Source organism: Flavobacterium sp. CF108 (genome assembly GCF_900129795.1).
In the GTDB taxonomy this organism is placed as follows: domain Bacteria; phylum Bacteroidota; class Bacteroidia; order Flavobacteriales; family Flavobacteriaceae; genus Flavobacterium.
The window spans coordinates 247,514-265,650 of sequence record NZ_FQWW01000004.1 but is presented as its reverse complement, the minus strand read 5'-3'; the positions used below and the strand labels follow the sequence as shown (position 1 = coordinate 265,650).

Below are 18,137 nucleotides of genomic sequence, written 5' to 3'. Positions count from 1 at the left end.
GCGAGGAACGAAGCAATCTCACTGCAATAGACTAATTGACGTAGCAAGCGAGATTGCTTCGTTCCTCGCAATGACAGTATTATTTCTTATAAAAATTATTATGATCAATATATTCCCAAACTTTTGGCGGCAGCAAAGGCTGAATATTTTTGCCTTCTTTAATGCTGTTTCGAATAAAAGTCGAAGAGATTTCTACAATTGGCGCATCGATTACATGAATTTTTGGGTGCGATTTTAATTCTGTATTTTCAGGTTCATCAGAAATTCTCGGATAAACATAAATATCATGATTTTCAAGAATTACCTCGTAGTTTCTCCATTTATGAAACGTTTTCAAGTTGTCTTCTCCCATAATTAAAGAGAATTCATGATTTGGATGTTTTTCCTGTAAATGAGCTAAAGTAATTACGGTATAATTCGGCTGCGGTAATTTAAACTCAATATCCGAAGGTTTGATTTTCGGATAATCCTCAGTTGCCAGATAAACCATTTGTAAACGATGATGATCATCAAGCAAAGTTGCTTTCTTTTTTAACGGATTATGAGGCGTAACGACCATCCAAATCTGATCTAAATCTGCAAACTCGGCCATATGATTGGCAATGATCAAATGACCAATATGAATAGGATTGTATGTTCCGAAATAAAGACCTATTTTCATTTTTTAGAGTTTCTCAGAGATTCGCTAAGATAACACAAAGATTCGCAAAGTTTAATTAGAACTCTGCGAATCTCTGTGATTTTTTCTTTGTGAATCTCTGCGGAATAAAATTACTTAGAGACAAAATCTTTAACCAATTGATGCGCTTCTTCTAAAGCAACTGGTAAATCATAGTTTTTGATAATCACGTCAAATTGTGGCGCAGTGGCTAATTCTACAGACGCTTTTGCAATACGCATATTGATTTTATCGTCGCTTTCTGTAGAACGCTCTTTTAAGCGGCGTTTAAGTTCGTCCACACTTGGCGGTTTTACAAAAACAGCTAAAGTTTGTTCCGGAAATTTATGTTTAATACGTAAACCACCTGCAACATCAATGTCAAAAATTACATTTTTCCCTAAAGCCCAGATTCTTTCAATTTCAGATTTTAAAGTACCGTAAAAGTTATCGCGGTAAACTTCTTCCCATTCCAGAAAATCTTCAGCTTTAATATGTTTTTTGAATTCTTCTAACGAAATAAAATAATAATCTTTTCCGTGGACTTCTTCTCCGCGCGGGTCACGTGAAGCTGCAGAGATCGAAAATTCAAGATTTAAATCTTCTTGACCTAATAAGTGTTTTACGATAGTTGTTTTTCCTGATCCAGAAGGTGCCGAAAAAACAATTAATTTTCCTTTGTTCATTATGTATGCTTTAGGCTTTAGGCAATATGCTTTAAGCTTTTATTTATGCTTTAAGCTTTAGGCAGTACGCTTTAAGCTTTTAGTTTGATGTTTTTATTTTGCTTTAGCCTAATGCTTAAAGCTTATTGCTTACAGCAATTACAAAACATTCAAAACCTGTTCTTTAATTTTCTCCAATTCATCCTTCATCATCACAACCAATTTCTGCATTTGTGCATGATTTGATTTTGAACCCATTGTATTAATTTCACGACCCATTTCTTGGGTAATAAAACCTAATTTTCGACCATTTGCTTCGCTTCCTCCTAAGGTTTCGATGAAATAATCTAAATGATTCGTTAAACGAACTTTTTCTTCTGTAATATCTAATTTTTCAAGATAATAGATCAATTCCTGTTCAAAGCGATTTTCATCAACATTAACCTGTAATTCTGAAATTGCTGTCTGCAAACGATCTTTAATAGCCTGAACGCGTTCCGGATCAAGAGCTAAAGCATCATTCATATATTGGCGGATGTTTCCAATTCGAAGATTAAATTCTTTTTCAAGAGATTCACCTTCGTCTTTTCTAAAACTTAAAATGTTTTGTAAAGCCTCGTCAATAATAACCTGAATTTGCTCCCAGTCATTTTCATCGATTTCTTCACGTTCTGTTTTTAATGTGTCTGGCATACGAACTGCCATTTTCATTAATTCCGTTTCATCAGCATCAGCATAAACCTCTCTCAATTGTGCTATATAATTTTTCACAACAGGCACATTTACTTTTGTCGAAGTTTGCTCTGCAGTACTTTCAATGTAAATTGCAAAATCAATTTTTCCCCTTTCAAGTCTTGTTGAGATTTGGGTTCTTAAACCTAATTCCATTTCACGGTAAACCGACGGCATTCTTACGTTTAAATCTAAACCTTTACTGTTTAAGGATTTTACTTCGACTGTGATTTTTTTTGTAGGCAATTGCAAAGAAGCTTTGCCAAACCCTGTCATAGATTGTATCATATAATTGAGTATAAAGGCGCAAAGATAAATAAAAGTTTGCAGTGTTATGATGTAAAATGCTATTCTGTAAGGGATATCAGTATTTAAAGTTTTTTGGCCACGAATTTCACTAATTTCCACAAATTAATTTCACAGTTTGTAGACTTAATAAGCTTAAATGAAATTCGTGGAAATTCGTGAAATTCGCGGCAGAAAAAAAACTAGCTCAAAGCCTGAATAACTTCAGCTACATTTTTCTGACTGTTGCCAATGTAAATTTTGCCATCAATAATAAAAACCGGACGGCTTAAAAAAGTATAATGCTCCAGAATATATTTTTTAAAATCAGCTTCGGTCAGCGATTTGTTTTTTAAATCCATTGATTTGTATAACTGTGCTTTTCTGCTGAATAAAGCTTCGTAACTTCCTGAAAGTTTATACATTTCTTCTAATTCTGCTTCGGTAATTGGGTCTTGTTTGATATCATGAAAAACCAAATTGTTTTTAGGAAGACTTTTAATGATTTTACGGCAAGTGTCGCAAGAGGCTAAATAATATATTTTGTTCATGTTTTTTCGAATTTGTTAGAGTGCAAAGAAAATTCATTTGAAACTTAAAATTGTCTAATTTTAGAAAAAAAAATAAAATTATGAGTTCAGTTTTTGAAACACAAAAGACTATTAGGGAAATCCTTGTAAAAATTTTAGACCATCATTCATTGGAACAATTAAATAAAATCCCGGACGGATTTAAAAATAATTTGATTTGGAACATCGGACATTGTATCGCTTCGCAGCAAATTTTAGTCTATAAATTATCAGGTCTGCCTTTGCAGGTTTCGGATGAACTTATTGCCAAATATTCAAAAGGAACAAAACCGGAAGCAGATGTTTCGCAGGAAGAAGTGAATGAAATTAGAGATTTGCTTACCAAAACTTTACTTCAAACAGAAAAGGATTATAATGATAATGTTTTTAAAAATTATAATCAATACACAACCAGTATGGGTTTTGATCTCAAAAATGTTCAGGACGCATTAGATTTTGTGAGTTATCACGAAGGAATTCATACCGGAATCATAATGGGTATTAAGAAATTTATCTAAAAAAGAAAATCCCGTTCTGAAATTTCAGAACGGGATTTTTTTATTCTATTATTCTTTCGATAGTTACTTTCATAGCTCCGGCACCTTTGTGCTTTGTGATTTCCATAAAAGCTCGTTTTGAAAGATCTATTTCACGGGTTTTTACAAATGGGCCACGATCCGTTATTTTTACAATTACAAATTTTCCGTTTGCTTCATTCGTTACTTTAACTCTTGTACCAAAAGGAAGTTTTTTGTGTGCGGCGGTGTATTTGTTGTTGTTAAATCTGCTGCCGTCAGCTGTTTTTCTACCATTAAAACGGTCTGCATAGTAGGAAGCATGTGCCGTTTTTTTGTATAGTTTTAATTTTAAACCGTTGTCTGTAAATACAGAATCAGTTGGGATTGCAATAATGTTTGGTCTGGCATTTTTTACAGTGTCCTGAGGGGTTTTCGGCTCAATTACTGGCTTTGTTTGACTTATTACGTAGGTAAAACAACTCAAAAAAGTTATTGCAAATGCGGTAAGTATAAAGTTTTTTTTACTCATGGTTTATTTTTTTTCAGACTTGGGGAGTTTGTACAAATAATATGCCGAGATAAAAAAAGCCCTTTTTTGGAGGGCTTTAATTGGTATTTTCTAGAACCAAAGGTTCCACGGAATTCTACTTAAAATAAGGATTAATCCTAATCCGTAATAAATAGCAAAGGTTTTGTGTTTAGCTTCACTATTAATTAGTTTTTTATGCTTTGACCATCCAATAGTTATTAAAACTATAGCAATTAAATTAATAAGCGGATGTTCTAATGATGTTAATCTTAATGCGGCATTAGACATTTGGCCAAAAGAATCTTTTCCTAATGGAGATACAAAATAAAGGATTAATCCAATCAATAATTGAGTATGCGTTCCAATTAAGGCAAATAAAGATATTTTGCGGTCTTTTGCTGTAAATTCTTTTTTCGAAGTCAAGCCAATAACAGCGTTTATTACTGCAAACAATAAAAGCAGTAACGCTAGATATGCCCAGCCAGAGTGTAGTTGTTTTAGAAAAGGGTACATAAACTGTGTTTTTTTGTTACAAACAAATATAGCAAAATTGGTCAAAAAAAAGCGGCATTAAACTTAAAAGTCAATGCCGCTTTAGATATTTATTTAGATTCTAAATATTAGAAATCGTAACGTAGTGCAAAGTTCCAAGTTCTTCCAAAACCGAAGTAGACTTGGTTTGTAGTAGCAATACCTTTGTATGTTGGAACAGTAGGAACATCAGCTGCAAATATATTTGTTTTAGCTTCAGCAATGTAAGTGTAATCAAAAACGTTGTTAACGTTTAATCTGAAACCTACTGAGTTGTCTTTGTTTTTACCAACTAACCATTTGTAAGATAATCCAGCGTCAGCTGTACCATAAGAAGGTAATTGTAATGACCCTCTGTTAGTTGCAGAAGTAAAGTTTCCTGGAGAAATTGCAGCATATAACTTATCATTGTAGAAATAGTTTGCATCAACAGTAAAACGAGGTAGGATTTCGTAAATTGCTCCTAACGCTGCAGTTGTTTGAGCAGCATCTCCAACTCTTACACCGTCAAGGTATAATGTTATAGGAGTTCCTCCGCCAATAGGATTGTTTCCTGAATCGTAACGGTTACTTGTACTTGTTCCGTCATATTTCCAATCTCCAATAGAAAACATTCCAGTAAGAGTAAGTTTGTCAATAATTTTTGCAGTAGCGTCAAACTCGATACCTGAGTGAATTTCTGTAATTCCAGCGAAATCAAAGTAACCTCCAGGGTTGTCAGCAGCTCCGTCATTTTGTCTTTGGTATCTGTCTTTCCATGAAGTACGGTAAAAGTTTAAGTTTGCAGTAAACATTTGTGTACGTAAACCATAACCAGCTTCAATACCGAAGATTTTCTCATTTGTTAAGTTACCATTTACTAATGAAGCGTTGTTTGGGTAAACAGCATTAAAGAATGGCTGTTTTGAATAGTATCCTGAATTAACAAATACATTATGGTGCTCGTTGATGTTGTAGTTAATACCACCTTTTACGTTACCACCTAAGATGTTCTCGTAATCTGTACTTGCTAACGGAGTTCCAGCCGCATATTTGAAATAATCAACTCTTTTGAAACCTTGTTGAGAAAGCGCACCTTGAACAAATGCAGTAAATTTATCAGTAGAATACTCTAATTGAGTAAATCCACCATACCATCTTACATCACCATCATTGTTGAAGTTGATTTTTTCTTCTTTGTCAGTATCTTTAAATACGTTCCAAGCGGCGTATGTAGAATACGTACCGTATAAAGTTCTATTTGGGTTGTTAACATCAAAATTATCGATATATGCATCTGCTCCTAAAAGGTTATTTACGTTTTGGTAGTGAAGACCTTTGTATCCTCTTACGTCAACTCCTAAATCCCAAGTTAATTGATCAGAGAATTTTTTGTTGAAATTAATAATAGCTCCATACCAGTTGTGTGAGTTAACAGAAGATATTTGAGAAATACCAGAAGTATTGTTGAAAACATATGGAGAAGTTGCTGTTCCTGATCCAGTTCTTCCTGTATTAGAACTATTCTGGAATTGACCAGTTGTACCATTTGTTGCACGAACATTATCTGTATTGTTGAATCTGATAACTTGTTGCCCTGTATTCCAACGAACGATTTTATCATAATCAACTAAACCATCTGCTGTTCTAAATGTAGCACTAGTATAATTATTGTTTCCAGCACCACCTGCTCCTCTAGATCCTCCTCCACGTCCGAAAGAAACGTAAGCAACAGTTGATAATTTTGAAGTTTCATTGATTTGGAAATCATAGTTTAATGAAACAACTGGTTTGTGGTAGTAGTTTCTTACCATGTTAAATTCTTGTCCATCTTTATAACCCCAATCAGAGTTATATTTAATGTTTGGATCAGTAGCTGTACCATATTGTTGGTATTGAGCTATAGTAATAAATGTAGATCTTTGATCGTGCCATTGTGGAGCACCAGTAACCGTAAATTGGAAATCGTGCTTGTTATTTTTTGTAGTATAACCAAGAGCTATATAGTAGTTATCTCCGTTAAATTTAGTTCCATCAACGTATCCATCACCTTGTGTGTGGCTATATAAAACAGAAGCAGAGAATCCGCTGTCTAATTTTCCTGTATTGTAAGAAACGTTAGATTTGAAGAAATTATCGTTACCAAAAGAAGTACCAACAGTACCGCCTTGTTTCAAATCTGAAGCTTTGGTTACGTAGTTCATAGTACCCCCAACAGAAGCAATAGCTAATTTTGAAGATCCTAAACCTCTTTGTACTTGAATGAAAGAAGTAACGTCAGATAAACCTGCCCAGTTACTCCAGTATACAGCTCCGTTTTCCATATCGTTAACTGGCATACCGTTTACCATTACGGCAACGTTATTTTGGCTAAATCCACGAACTGTAATTCTTGAATCTCCAAAACCACCACCAGATTTAGTTACGTAAACAGATGGAGTGCTTTTTAACATTTCAGGAATCTCTTGATTTCCTAATTTCGCCTGAATTTCAGCGGCTTTAATTGTAGAAACTGCAACAGGTGTTTTTCTGTCTTTCGCAATATCTACAGTAGTACTTTTGACAACAATTTCTGATAATTCGTTAGAATTTGAAGCTAAAACGATTGTTCCTAAATTTGTAGAACCATTTACTGTAAATTTTACAGTTTGGCTTTGATAACCTAAGTAAGAGATAACGATTTCTCCTGTACTTGTTGCAGATTCGATACTAAATTTACCATCAAAATCTGTTGAAGTGGCAGCGCTAGATCCTTTGATCAAAACGTTAGCCCCTGGTAATGAACCAGTACCATCTGTAACAGTACCAGTAATTTTTCCTTGAGAAAATACGGTTGAAACTATCATAAAAAATAGTCCAGTAAGTAACCAATTTTTCATTTTCTTCATTTGTTCTTGAGTTTATTGTTTTTGGCAAAATTATAACAATTAAATCAGATAATGTTATCAAAATGTTAAGAAAAATAAGTTTTACGGTTTGTGCTGCACATTAAAATGAAATTTTCTTTTTTCTTTAAATAAAACAACCTTTTGTTGAATTTAAATACCTGTATTTTGTTAAAATAATAATATTTCAAGTGGTGCTGTAGCGCTATACTTGCAATTATTCGCAAAAAACAGACCATATAGGGTTTATTTATACGAAAAAACGCCTTAATTTTTACAAATCAAAGCGTTACAAATTGTTAGGAAAAATGCTCTTAATTATTCTTATTTATTCTTCAAAAAGTGGTTTAGCAAAAATGAAGTTGAGCTATCGTGATTTTTAACAGTTTTAGAGTTAATCTCTTCTAAAATTGAATTTGCTAATTGTTTTCCCAATTCAACTCCCCATTGATCAAAACTAAAAATGTTCCAGATAACGCCCTGAACAAAAATCTTGTGTTCATATAAAGCAATCAATGAACCTAAAGATTTAGGGGTTAATTTTTGAATCAAGATTGTATTGGTTGGTTTGTTTCCGGTGAAAACTTTAAATGGTCGTAAATAAGAAGCTTTGTCTGCAGATAAACCTTGTTTATCAAATTCAGCCTGAACTTGTGCTTCGGTTTTACCATTTAATAAAGCTTCGGTCTGAGCAAAAAAGTTTGACATCAATTTGTTATGGTGATCTTCGTTTCCGTAAAGTGGTTTTACAAATCCAATAAAATCTGTTGGGATTATTTTTGTTCCCTGATGAATTAATTGGAAGAATGCGTGTTGCGAATTTGTTCCCGGCTCTCCCCAAATAATTGTTCCAGTTTGGTAATTAACCGGTTTTCCGTCGCGGCCAACACTTTTTCCGTTACTTTCCATAGTTGCCTGCTGCAAATACGGAGCTAATTTTGATAAATATTGTGTGTAAGGAATCAAAGCTTCACTTTCGGCACCAAAGAAATTGTTATACCAAACGCTTAATAATGCTAAAATTACTGGAATGTTTTGGTCAAATTCTGCCGATTTAAAATGCTCATCTGTTTCATTTGCTCCTACTAATAATTGGTTGTAATTATCAAAACCAATTGCCAAGGCTATGCTTAAACCAACAGCACTCCATAAAGAAAATCTTCCTCCAACCCAGTCCCACATTGGGAAAACGTTGTCTGGATTAATTCCAAATTCAGTTACTTTTTGAATGTTAGTTGAAACCGCCACAAAATGTTTTGCAACATCTTCCTGAGAAGCTGATTTCAAGAACCATTCTCTAATAGTTTCAGAATTTGATAAAGTTTCCTGAGTTGTAAAAGTTTTAGAAACAATTAAAAATAAAGTTGTTTCAGGATTCAGTTTTTTAATAATCTCGTTTACATGGTCACCATCAACATTCGAAACGAAATGTGTGTTCAGGTGATTTTTGTAAAATTGTAAAGCTTCAACCGCCATAACCGGACCAAGGTCAGAACCACCAATTCCAATATTTACAATATCTGTAAAAGCTTTTCCTGTAAAACCTTTTCTTTCTCCCGAAATAACTTCGTTTGTAAAGTTTTTGATTTTATTTTTTACTTCATAAACTTCTGGAATTACGTTTTCTCCATCAACTTTAATAACTGCCGATTCCGGAGCACGCAAAGCGGTATGTAAAACGGCTCTGTTTTCAGTTTGATTGATTAATTCTCCTCCAAAATATTGAGAGATTGCATCTTTTAATCCAATTGAATTTGCTAATTCTAATAAAAGAGAAAGCGTTTCTGGCGTAATATTGTTTTTAGAATAATCAACTAAAAAATCATTCCATTGTAAGTTGAATTTTTCAGCACGAGCATTATCCTGCTGAAATAATTCTTGTATCGTAGTTTCGTGAATTGCGTTATAGTGGTTTTGCAGATTTTTCCACGCTTCAGTCCCGGTTGGGTTTGTTGTGTTTAAAGCCATTTTTATTTTATTATTGAGATTGTTTTTTTTAGAAACACAAAAATACTGAAATAACTTTTAAAAGGGTAACGCTTCATGATTATATAACAATTAGTTGCGAAAACGTTTTATGAATCTGCATCATAATTTTTTCCAGACCACTTCTGCCGTGACTAATTTTCCTCCTTGCGTTGTATTGGTTACAACATATTTAAGTTCGTTATTTATCAAAGTATAAGATCGCTTTTGAGTCGTTCCTTCCCAGTTTGGAAACGAAGCGGTTTTTATTTTGAAAGTAATAATGTTATTGGCTTCGTCAATTTCATATTCTCCAAAGTGCGAATTACTTCCTTGTACAATTGCCGCATTTTCTTCGGGAGTACATTTGTTTTTATCGCCCGAAATTATTTTAGACCTTTCATTTTTATATATCTGAATGGCATAATTTCCTTTTTCATCAAAAAATAAAGCACCTCTAGGATTTACATCATACGGAAGGGTTTTTGTTCCGTCAGAATTTTTGTTTTCAACCGAAACCAAAGTCCACGAACCTAAAAAGTCAGATTTCGTTTTTTGCGCAAAAGCCGAATTTAAAATGAATAGTAATAATAGGAAAGTTGTGTTTTTCATCTTTAAAATTTTAATAGTTTACTTTAATAATTTCTCCATTTATATTTTCTTTAATACTTTTTGTATAAGCATTTATTAAATCTTCTGCCGGAATGTCTGAAACCTTTGCCGGACTTATTGCATTTATTCTAATTCCTCTTTTTAATTCCAGCGAAGCCGAAAGCACAAAACTGTTAATTCCGCCATTTACAATTGCTTTACTAATATTATTCTTCACTGGTTTATCGCCCATTTTTCCCGAAGTCAATATAAATGATCCGTTATCGTTTAAATATTTTTGCCCAATTAAAACCAGATTTATCTGCCCAAGCAATTTGTTTTTAATACCAATATTTAATTTTTCTTCGTCAAGCGAATGCAAATCTCCTGTATAACAATCGCCGGCAACACAAATACACGAATCAATATTTTTGACTTCGCCGAATAATTTTTCTATCGATTTTGAATTTGATAAATCGATTTTAAAATCACCGCTGTTTCTTCCTGCTGAAATAATTTCATGATTCTTTGCCAGAGCCGGATTTAGTATTTTGCCAATTGTCCCGTTTGCTCCAATTAAAAGTATTCTCATTTTTTATAGATTTTAATTTGTTATCTGAAACAAAATTAAGAGGTTAGCTTTCGTCTAAAATTGTACTAATTGGTACTAAAATTGTATTTTAGCCTAATGACAAACAAGAATTTATATCTTCCTTTTGAAGTTGATTTTAAAGAATTGGAACAGTTCCCGAAAACTATTCGGAAAAACAATTTCTTTGAATTGATTTATGTGGTTGACGGAACGGGAATTCAGGTTATTAATGATAATAAATTCCAATATCGAAAGGGAAATCTGTTTCTTGTAACGCCGCAAGATGTTCATTCGTTTGAAATTACAACACAAACAAAATTCTTTTTTCTTCGGTTTAATGAATATTATATCAAGGCAAATTCTCAAAACGGACAAAGTGAAACTGTTTTGCGAATGGAATATATTCTTCAAAATGCAAGTCATCGTCCCGGCTGTATTCTAAAAAACACAATTGATAAACCTTTAATTGCTTCGCTGATTGAAAGTATAATTCAGGAACTAAATAATCAGCAGATTTATCATCAAAAAATTATTGAACAAATTGTAAATACTATAATTACAATTGTAGCGAGAAATATTGCTTTAAAACTTCCGAAGAATATTAAAGAAACTACGGGAGAAATGGTTTTGGAAATACTGCATTATATTCAGGAAAACATTTACGATCCCAAACAATTAAAAGCAGAAAGAGTAAGCGAGCATTTTAATATTTCGCTGAATTATTTAGGGAAATATTTTAAGAAACAAACTGGTGAAACGCTACAGGAATATATTGTAAACTATAAATTAAGATTGATTGAAGCCAGACTTTTAAACAGCGATATGCGTATTAACGAAATTGCCGACGAATTAAATTTTTCCGACGAAAGTCATTTGAATAAAGTTTTTAGAAAACATAAAGGAATGAATCCTACGGAGTTTAGAAAGAAGTTTTGTAAATGATTCGATTGGTTTTAATTACCAAATCTTCCACCAAGGTTTTTTATTAACTTCAATAGTTTTCTTTTCGATATTGATTTCGATTCTTTTTGGGGATTCAACTTTAATCTTCGAATCATCAAAAAATAATTCTCCGTTATCATTCATTCCGAGAGGGGATTTTGTTCTTTCTTTCCAGCTTTCGGTTTGTAATTCCGGGATTAAAGCTAAATGAATTTTAGATTCAAATTTTTTTCTTGCTTTTTCTATAATCTCATCTTCCAGATTTGACGATGAATTTTTTAAAAGCAAAATGGAATTGTCTGGAATGTTTAACAAAAAAACTTGTGTTTTGTTACCGATTTTCTGAATATCCAGTACTTTAAAATAAGCAATCGTGTCTAATAGAAAATGGCCAATTTTTGCCGAGTCTGGATTGAATTTCGATAAATCTTTGGCATGAGCGCTGGCAATTAAATATCTGAAATTGCCTGAAAGTCCGCCGCCAATAGAAGTCATATCTGTAAAACCTTTTTCCTGAATTATTTGCCCAATTTTATAATTTGAAATTAAATTCTCAGGTAAATCAGTATCTCTGTAATATAGTTTTAAGCCTGAAAAAGTATCATTGTAAATTGTTTTAAGACGTGAATTTTTCATTCGGCTTTTAATTTACAAATTCCCAATACTATCTAACTCTCTTTTCAAAGGTTCGATTTGTTTAAAGAAGCGTGTTTTATCATTTCCGGTTAAAGATTCTCCGGTTGGTAAGTTCAATCGAAGCGCATCTACCTGAACACCATTTTTCCAGAAACGGTAACAAACGTGAGGACCGGAAGCTAAACCTGTACTTCCAACTAAACCAATTGTTTGCCCTTGTGTAACGCGTTGTCCGCGGCGAACCAGAATTCTGGACATGTGTAAATATTGAGTAGAGTAAGTTCCGTTGTGTTTTACTTTGACAAAGTTTCCGTTTCCTGCCGTATATCCTGTTGCTTCAACAACTCCAGATGCAGTTGTTGAAATTGGCGTTCCGGTTGGAGCCGCATAATCAGTTCCTTTGTGCGCTTTCCAGGTATGCTGAACAGGATGAAACCTATTCATAGTAAATCTAGAAGTGATTCGGCTGAATTTAATTGGCGTTTTTAAGAAAAAGTTTTTCAACGTTTTTCCTTCATCATCATAATATTCGATTTTTCCGGAAAGAGTATCTTTTTCGAAAGGGAATGCATAAACAATTTTTCCTTTATATTCAAAAAAAGCAGCTTCAAGATCTTCAACACCATCGTAGGTTTTTCCGTTTATAAAACGTTCTGTAAAAATTAAACCGTAACGATCTCCTTTTTTAAGTTTGAAGAAGTCAATTGACCAAGAAAATACTTTTGTAATTCTGCTTGCAAGTGCAGTTTCTACATCTTCATCTCCTAAAGTTTCGGATAATGAAGTTTTTAAAACGCCGCCAATAATTTTTCTTTTTAAAGTAACCGGTTTTATTTTTTTATAGGCTTTTGCAATGCTGTCTCTTAAATCGATAACATAATAAGTTAAAGCATCTGGCTGATAAATAAAAACCTGAAGATTATTTGTTTTGTTTTTTGAGCGAAGTAATGTAAAAGGTTTGTTGTAACGAATAGTTCTTACGTCAAAAGTATCTTTGATTTGTTCGACAATGTCATATATTTTTTTGTCGCCAATGTTTTGACTCTGAATGATAGACCCAAAAGAATCTCCTTTGGAAATCGTATCGTTAACAACATTAAAATCAGCGTAATTAAAACCAAACTCTACTTTTTTGGTTTTTGGTTTTGTAATTTTAATTTCAACTTTTTCTTCTGTTTTAGTACACGAAAATATTGAAAATAATACTATTATAATTACGAATGCTTTTTTCAAACTCTTAATTTTTTTGCAGGAAATTAAAGTAGATCTTCATTTCCCCAATTGGACAATTCTTCTTCGGTCCACAATTTAGGAAAAAAGATGCGTCTTTGGTATTTTGGATGCATATATTTTTGCCAGTCACTTCCACCGGTTGCTTCGCCGTTACCTTTTCCGCTTTCTAAGATGTATTTTCTTGCAGTATTAAGGTGCTGCATAACCCAGGTAATGTTCACCGTTTTGTCGTAATGACGCATTGCGTGAATTAATTCTTGGTTTTGCTGGTCTTCGATAGGTAGTTGTGTGAATTTCTGCCAAATGTTTTTAGTCTTAAACGTAGACATTTGTCTCAAAAACTGAACTTTATATTTGTTTTCGAATTCCTGAAGTAAATATGATTTTTCGCCAGTATGATAATCTTTTCCGGCTGCTTGCCAGTAAAGGTGTTCAAAAGTAGTTTCTAGATCCGTATTTTCGTCAAAGTTAGCTTTGTATCTGCGATCAGTTAGATTGATAACATCTGTAGAAGCAAATTCAATTAATCTGTATTGAGCACTTTGAAATCCGCTTGCAGGAGTAAGTGTATTTCTGAATTTCATGTATTGATCGACTTCCATTCCGTTTTCCATAATACTGAACGAATTTGTCAGCATATCAAAATAGCGGGTAATTCTGGAAAGTCTTTCGCTGAAAAAATCAACCTGAATATTTTGTGTATCTGCGATTTGATCGATTTCCCACAAAATCATTTTAAAAATCAGTTCATTAACTTGATGGTACATAATAAATACCATTTCGTCAGGAAGTGTTGTGCGTTGTATTTGTAAATTTAAAAGAGCGTCTGTTTGAATGTAGTCCCAATATGTAATTGGTTTTGACCAAAGTAATCCTTCTAACTGAACATCAGTTTTTTGGTTTATTGCTTGAAATTTAAGGTCAATTTCTTTTAAAATTGATTCTGAATGATCAGTAGGGTTCATTATTTTTTAACTTTAAACGGATTTTTCAATCCTTTATATTCATCAAGATCTGCTTTTAGAGATCCAACAGCCAAATCCGCTTTAATTCTAATCGGAACTTTGTTGTCATCATCTGTAATCCAGAGCGTTAAACTTTCTTTTTCTTTAAAAACTCTTCCTGTTTGTACAAGTGGTTTAAAAACCATTGTAGAAACTGTCCCAAATTTAGTTGTAATATCTTGACGGCCTACATATTTTAACTTAAATTTTGTGATTTCATCATCAAAAAACATATCAATTGTAATCGATTCGCCAGATTTTAATTTATCAATATTTGGATGGTTTCTTAAGAAGTAAAAAGACGATACGATATCTTGCACATTATCAGTAATTACAATCGTTTTTTCGGTCTTTCGTTTGTAATCTTTTACCAGAACTCTATTCTCACTTTGGTCAAAAAAACCTTCCTGATTTTTAGTGTAACCACCTTCGTCAATTTTTCTGACAAAGCGATAAGGATTTCCATTTTCCTTGTCAAAATAACTTTCGTATAAATCTTCAACTTTGAAGAAAAATTTTGACATTCCGGTTGTATATCCTTTACCAACAGCGTGATGAACTTTTTTATTATTTATAGTGGCATCTTTAACTTCAAGAGTTGCATAACCGGCGTTTACGATTCCATAATGAATTCTAAATTTGAAATACTCCCCAGTATCAAAAGCATTTTCTTTTTGGGTATCGAAAGCTAAAGTAGAGAGGATGAATATAGCGAGAATGAACTTTTTCATAGTACAATTTTTACATTTCATTATAAAGGTAGATAAATGCAAATTCTATTCCAAATGTACCAAAACAAAAAAACTCAGTCAAGGATGACTGAGTTTTTATGCTATTAACTAACCAAAAAACTATAAATTATGAAATTTATATCAATTCAGAAGGAAACCACCCCTTCTTGATTTGCGAGTGCAAAGATATACAGAAAGTTCAAAAAAGAAATAGCAAAAGGCAAGTTTAACATAACATTTGCATAAAAACCAACGTTTTACAGAGAATTTTTCTGCATAATGCAAAAATAATGCGTTTTTATAATGTACCTCTCAATTCCTGTTCTCTCTCAATCGACTCAAAAAGGGCTTTAAAGTTACCTGCACCAAATCCTTTTGCACCCATTCTTTGAATAATTTCGAAAAAAAGCGTCGGTCTGTCCTGAACCGGCTTAGTAAATATTTGTAAAAGGTAACCATCTTCATCGGCATCGACCATGATAGCTAATTTTTCAATTTCGTTAATATCTTCTTTCATCATATCCATATGAACCCCTAATCTTTCAGGAATTGCTTGATAATAGGTATGTGGAGGGGCTGATAAAAATTCAACACCGCGTGCTCTCAATTGTGATACTGTTTTAATAATATCATCTGTAGCAATAGCGATATGCTGAATTCCAGGTCCGCCGTAAAAATCTAAATATTCTTCAATCTGCGATTTTTTCTTTCCTTCTGCTGGTTCGTTGATTGGGAATTTAATTCTTCCGTTTCCGTTTGACATTACTTTACTCATTAATGCAGAATATTCTGTAGTAATTTGTTTGTCATCAAAAGAAAGGAAATTTACAAATCCCATTACGTCTTCGTAAAATTTTACCCAAGTATTCATTTCATTCCAACCCACATTTCCAACCATGTGATCAATATATTTTAATCCTGTTGGTTCTGGATTGTAATCTGATTTCCATTCTTTATATCCAGGTAAGAAAACACCGTTGTAGTTTTTTCTTTCGACAAAAATGTGAACTGTTTCTCCATAAGTGTAAATTCCCGAACGAATAACTTGACCAAATTCATCTTCCTCAACAGTTGGTTCCATGAAAGAACGTGCGCCGCGTTTCATAGTTTCTTCGTAAGATTTTGCAGCATCTTCAACCCAAAGTGCTGCAACTTTTACACCGTCACCATGTTTTTTTAAGTGTTCGTTAATTGGAGAATCTGCTGTTAATGGAGTAGTTAAAACAATTCTGATTTTGTCTTGTTTCAAAACATACGATGCTCTGTCTTTTACTCCGGTTTCTAACCCAGCGTAAGCTAATGACTGATATCCGAAAGCAGTTTTATAATAATGTGCAGATTGTTTTGCATTGCCTACATAAAACTCTACATAATCTGTTCCTAATAACGGAAGGAAATCTTGTGCTCCTTCAAAGATTTTTTCTAATCCGTATTCTACTGATTTTACTTCTTTTGACATGATGTTTATTTGTTTAATCGGTTAATCGTTTAATTGATTTTTCCGAAATGTTGTTTTTAGATTGTTTTTTTTATCGCAAAGAGCGCAAAGATTTTTTATTACTGAGATTTTAAAAATTGCAAAGAACGCAAAGCTTTGTGATCTTGTCTAACTAAAAACGCCATTAAAATTTTTGTGAACTTTGCGAAAAATCCTTTGCGAACTTTGCGTTAGAAATGCGTTACAAAACTAAAACTATTCAGTCCAGGATTTATAATATTGTCCATCATCAAGATCCATAGCTTCTTCCGTAACCATAAGTGGTCTGAAAGTATCAACCATAACAGCTAATTCCTGAGTTTCTTTATGACCAATACTGCGTTCCATTGCACCTGGCGCTGGACCGTGCGGAATTCCTTTTGGATGTAAAGTGATATGGCCCTGCTCAATATTATTACGACTCATAAAATCACCATCTACATAATACAGAACTTCGTCAGAATCTATATTGCTGTGATTGTATGGCGCCGGAATGGCTTTTGGGTGATAATCGTAAAGTCTAGGGCAGAATGAACAAACGACAAAAGTGGCCGTTTCAAAAGTTTGGTGTACCGGAGGCGGTTGGTGAACGCGTCCCGTTATAGGTTCAAAATTGTGAATCGAGAATCCGTATGGGAAATTATATCCGTCCCAGCCCACAACATCAAAAGGATGCGTAGCATAAACCACTTCGTGAATCATGCCTTCTTTTTTAATTTTAATTAAAAAATCACCTTTTTCGTCGTGTGTTTCCAATTCACTTGGCAAAATAAAATCACGCTCACAAAACGGAGAATGTTCTAAATGCTGACCAGATTGGTTTTTATATCGTTTTGGAGTATAAAATGGAGAATACGATTCTACATAAAATAGTCTGTTTTCTTCTGTTTCGAATTCGATTTGGTAAATAATGCCACGGGGAATAATTAAATAATCGCCATATTCAAACGGAATATTTCCTAACATGGTTCTTAATTTTCCTTTTCCTTTATGGATGAAAAGCATTTCATCGGCATCGGCATTTTTGTAGAAATAATTTCGAAGCGATTCTTTTGGAGCGGCCAAACCAATAATACAGTCTTTATTGACTAACATGGCTTTTCGGCTGTCAAGAAAATCATTTTCCGGTTTTAATTCAAAACCTTTAAAAAGAAGCGACTTTATGTTTTTTCCGATTGCAATTTTTGGTTCAACCGAATAAGAGTTTAAAATTTCTTTAACCTGCGTTGGTCTGTGAACATGATAAGACAGAGACGAATGTCCGTGAAAACCTTCTGTTCCAAATAACTGTTCGTAGTAAAATCCGCCGTTTGGTTTTTCGAATTGGGTGTGTCTTTTTTGAGGGAAATCCCCAAGTTTATGATATAGAGGCATGGCTTTTTCAATTAGATAATTTGTAAATTAGATAATTCGAAAATTTGAATTGCATAGTAAATAATCAGTTCAATTTTTTCAATTGACTAATTATCTCAATTCGATAGAGGCGTTACTCAGGATTTCTCTTGATAAGAAATTGAAGATACTCTAATAAACCTGTCCAATTTGTTTTCATTATGACAAATGTCGTAATTTTTATTGATCAAAATTACATATTATATTATTTATAACATAAAAT

18 protein-coding genes are annotated in these 18,137 nt (G+C 33.1%); 2 read left to right on the top strand and 16 right to left on the bottom strand.

The genetic code is table 11. The features are described 5' to 3' along the window. Positions 1-79: 79 nt before the first annotated feature. The 4 genes from nadD to BUE10_RS12890 all read right to left on the bottom strand — a co-directional run bounded on the left by nadD (position 80) and on the right by BUE10_RS12890 (position 2,891). Positions 80-661 (bottom strand): nicotinate (nicotinamide) nucleotide adenylyltransferase, encoded by a 582-nt coding sequence (gene nadD / locus BUE10_RS12905; protein WP_073485667.1) that lies wholly within the window; start codon positions 659-661, stop codon positions 80-82. A 110-nt stretch (positions 662-771) separates the two neighbouring features. Then, the gene (gene gmk, locus BUE10_RS12900; RefSeq protein ID WP_056208811.1) at positions 772-1,344 is read right to left on the bottom strand and encodes a guanylate kinase; all 573 of its coding nucleotides are present in this window, start codon (positions 1,342-1,344) and stop codon (positions 772-774) included. A 138-nt stretch (positions 1,345-1,482) separates the two neighbouring features. Further along, complete coding sequence (locus BUE10_RS12895; RefSeq protein WP_073485665.1) at positions 1,483-2,343, bottom strand: YicC/YloC family endoribonuclease; 861 nt, start codon at positions 2,341-2,343, stop codon at positions 1,483-1,485. Positions 2,344-2,543: 200 nt separating this feature from the next. Then, positions 2,544-2,891, bottom strand: a complete 348-nt coding sequence (locus BUE10_RS12890; protein WP_053473396.1) for an arsenate reductase family protein — start codon at positions 2,889-2,891, stop codon at positions 2,544-2,546. 80 nt (positions 2,892-2,971) lie between these two features. Here BUE10_RS12890 and BUE10_RS12885 point away from each other — a divergent pair, with 80 nt between their 5' ends. Next, a complete protein-coding gene (locus BUE10_RS12885; protein WP_073486125.1) occupies positions 2,972-3,427 on the top strand; it encodes a DinB family protein in 456 nt (151 codons plus the stop codon). Between the two features lie 40 nt (positions 3,428-3,467). Here BUE10_RS12885 and BUE10_RS12880 read toward each other — a convergent pair whose 3' ends face one another. The 6 genes from BUE10_RS12880 to BUE10_RS12855 all read right to left on the bottom strand — a co-directional run bounded on the left by BUE10_RS12880 (position 3,468) and on the right by BUE10_RS12855 (position 10,499). Then, positions 3,468-3,956, bottom strand: coding sequence for a septal ring lytic transglycosylase RlpA family protein (locus BUE10_RS12880; RefSeq protein ID WP_056208801.1), 489 nt, complete (start codon positions 3,954-3,956; stop codon positions 3,468-3,470). Positions 3,957-4,046: 90 nt separating this feature from the next. Next, positions 4,047-4,469, bottom strand: coding sequence for a hypothetical protein (locus BUE10_RS12875; RefSeq protein WP_073485663.1), 423 nt, complete (start codon positions 4,467-4,469; stop codon positions 4,047-4,049). A gap of 107 nt (positions 4,470-4,576) precedes the next feature. After that, on the bottom strand, positions 4,577-7,354 hold the full coding sequence (locus BUE10_RS12870; RefSeq protein WP_073485661.1) for a TonB-dependent receptor: 2,778 nt from the start codon (positions 7,352-7,354) through the stop codon (positions 4,577-4,579). A gap of 321 nt (positions 7,355-7,675) precedes the next feature. After that, a complete protein-coding gene (gene pgi, locus BUE10_RS12865; protein WP_073485659.1) occupies positions 7,676-9,319 on the bottom strand; it encodes a glucose-6-phosphate isomerase in 1,644 nt (547 codons plus the stop codon). Positions 9,320-9,439: 120 nt separating this feature from the next. After that, a complete protein-coding gene (locus BUE10_RS12860) occupies positions 9,440-9,928 on the bottom strand; it encodes a lipocalin-like domain-containing protein (RefSeq protein WP_073485657.1) in 489 nt (162 codons plus the stop codon). Positions 9,929-9,938: 10 nt separating this feature from the next. Continuing rightward, positions 9,939-10,499: a short chain dehydrogenase gene (locus BUE10_RS12855; RefSeq protein ID WP_073485656.1), complete on the bottom strand. Its 561-nt coding sequence runs from the start codon at positions 10,497-10,499 to the stop codon at positions 9,939-9,941. A gap of 96 nt (positions 10,500-10,595) precedes the next feature. On the opposite strand from BUE10_RS12855, the gene BUE10_RS12850 reads away from it, so the two are divergent. Beyond that, positions 10,596-11,441, top strand: coding sequence for an AraC family transcriptional regulator (locus BUE10_RS12850; protein WP_073485654.1), 846 nt, complete (start codon positions 10,596-10,598; stop codon positions 11,439-11,441). A 15-nt stretch (positions 11,442-11,456) separates the two neighbouring features. Here BUE10_RS12850 and BUE10_RS12845 read toward each other — a convergent pair whose 3' ends face one another. The 6 genes from BUE10_RS12845 to BUE10_RS12820 form a co-directional block, all read right to left on the bottom strand. Next, positions 11,457-12,077 carry a hypothetical protein gene (locus BUE10_RS12845; RefSeq protein ID WP_073485652.1) on the bottom strand — a complete coding sequence of 207 codons (621 nt, stop codon included), beginning with the start codon at positions 12,075-12,077 and terminating at the stop codon, positions 11,457-11,459. A 12-nt stretch (positions 12,078-12,089) separates the two neighbouring features. Next, positions 12,090-13,310 carry a M23 family metallopeptidase gene (locus tag BUE10_RS12840; RefSeq protein WP_073485650.1) on the bottom strand — a complete coding sequence of 407 codons (1,221 nt, stop codon included), beginning with the start codon at positions 13,308-13,310 and terminating at the stop codon, positions 12,090-12,092. A gap of 23 nt (positions 13,311-13,333) precedes the next feature. Further along, entirely contained in the window at positions 13,334-14,275 is a 942-nt protein-coding gene (locus BUE10_RS12835; protein WP_053473384.1) for a tryptophan 2,3-dioxygenase family protein, read from the bottom strand. Next, entirely contained in the window at positions 14,275-15,045 is a 771-nt protein-coding gene (locus BUE10_RS12830; protein ID WP_073485648.1) for a DUF3108 domain-containing protein, read from the bottom strand. The genes BUE10_RS12835 and BUE10_RS12830 overlap by 1 nt, the downstream gene beginning before the upstream one ends. A 298-nt stretch (positions 15,046-15,343) precedes the next feature. Continuing rightward, a complete protein-coding gene (gene hppD, locus BUE10_RS12825; RefSeq protein WP_073485646.1) occupies positions 15,344-16,504 on the bottom strand; it encodes a 4-hydroxyphenylpyruvate dioxygenase in 1,161 nt (386 codons plus the stop codon). 234 nt (positions 16,505-16,738) lie between these two features. Further along, positions 16,739-17,896 carry a homogentisate 1,2-dioxygenase gene (locus BUE10_RS12820; protein ID WP_073485645.1) on the bottom strand — a complete coding sequence of 386 codons (1,158 nt, stop codon included), beginning with the start codon at positions 17,894-17,896 and terminating at the stop codon, positions 16,739-16,741. Positions 17,897-18,137 lie beyond the last annotated feature (241 nt).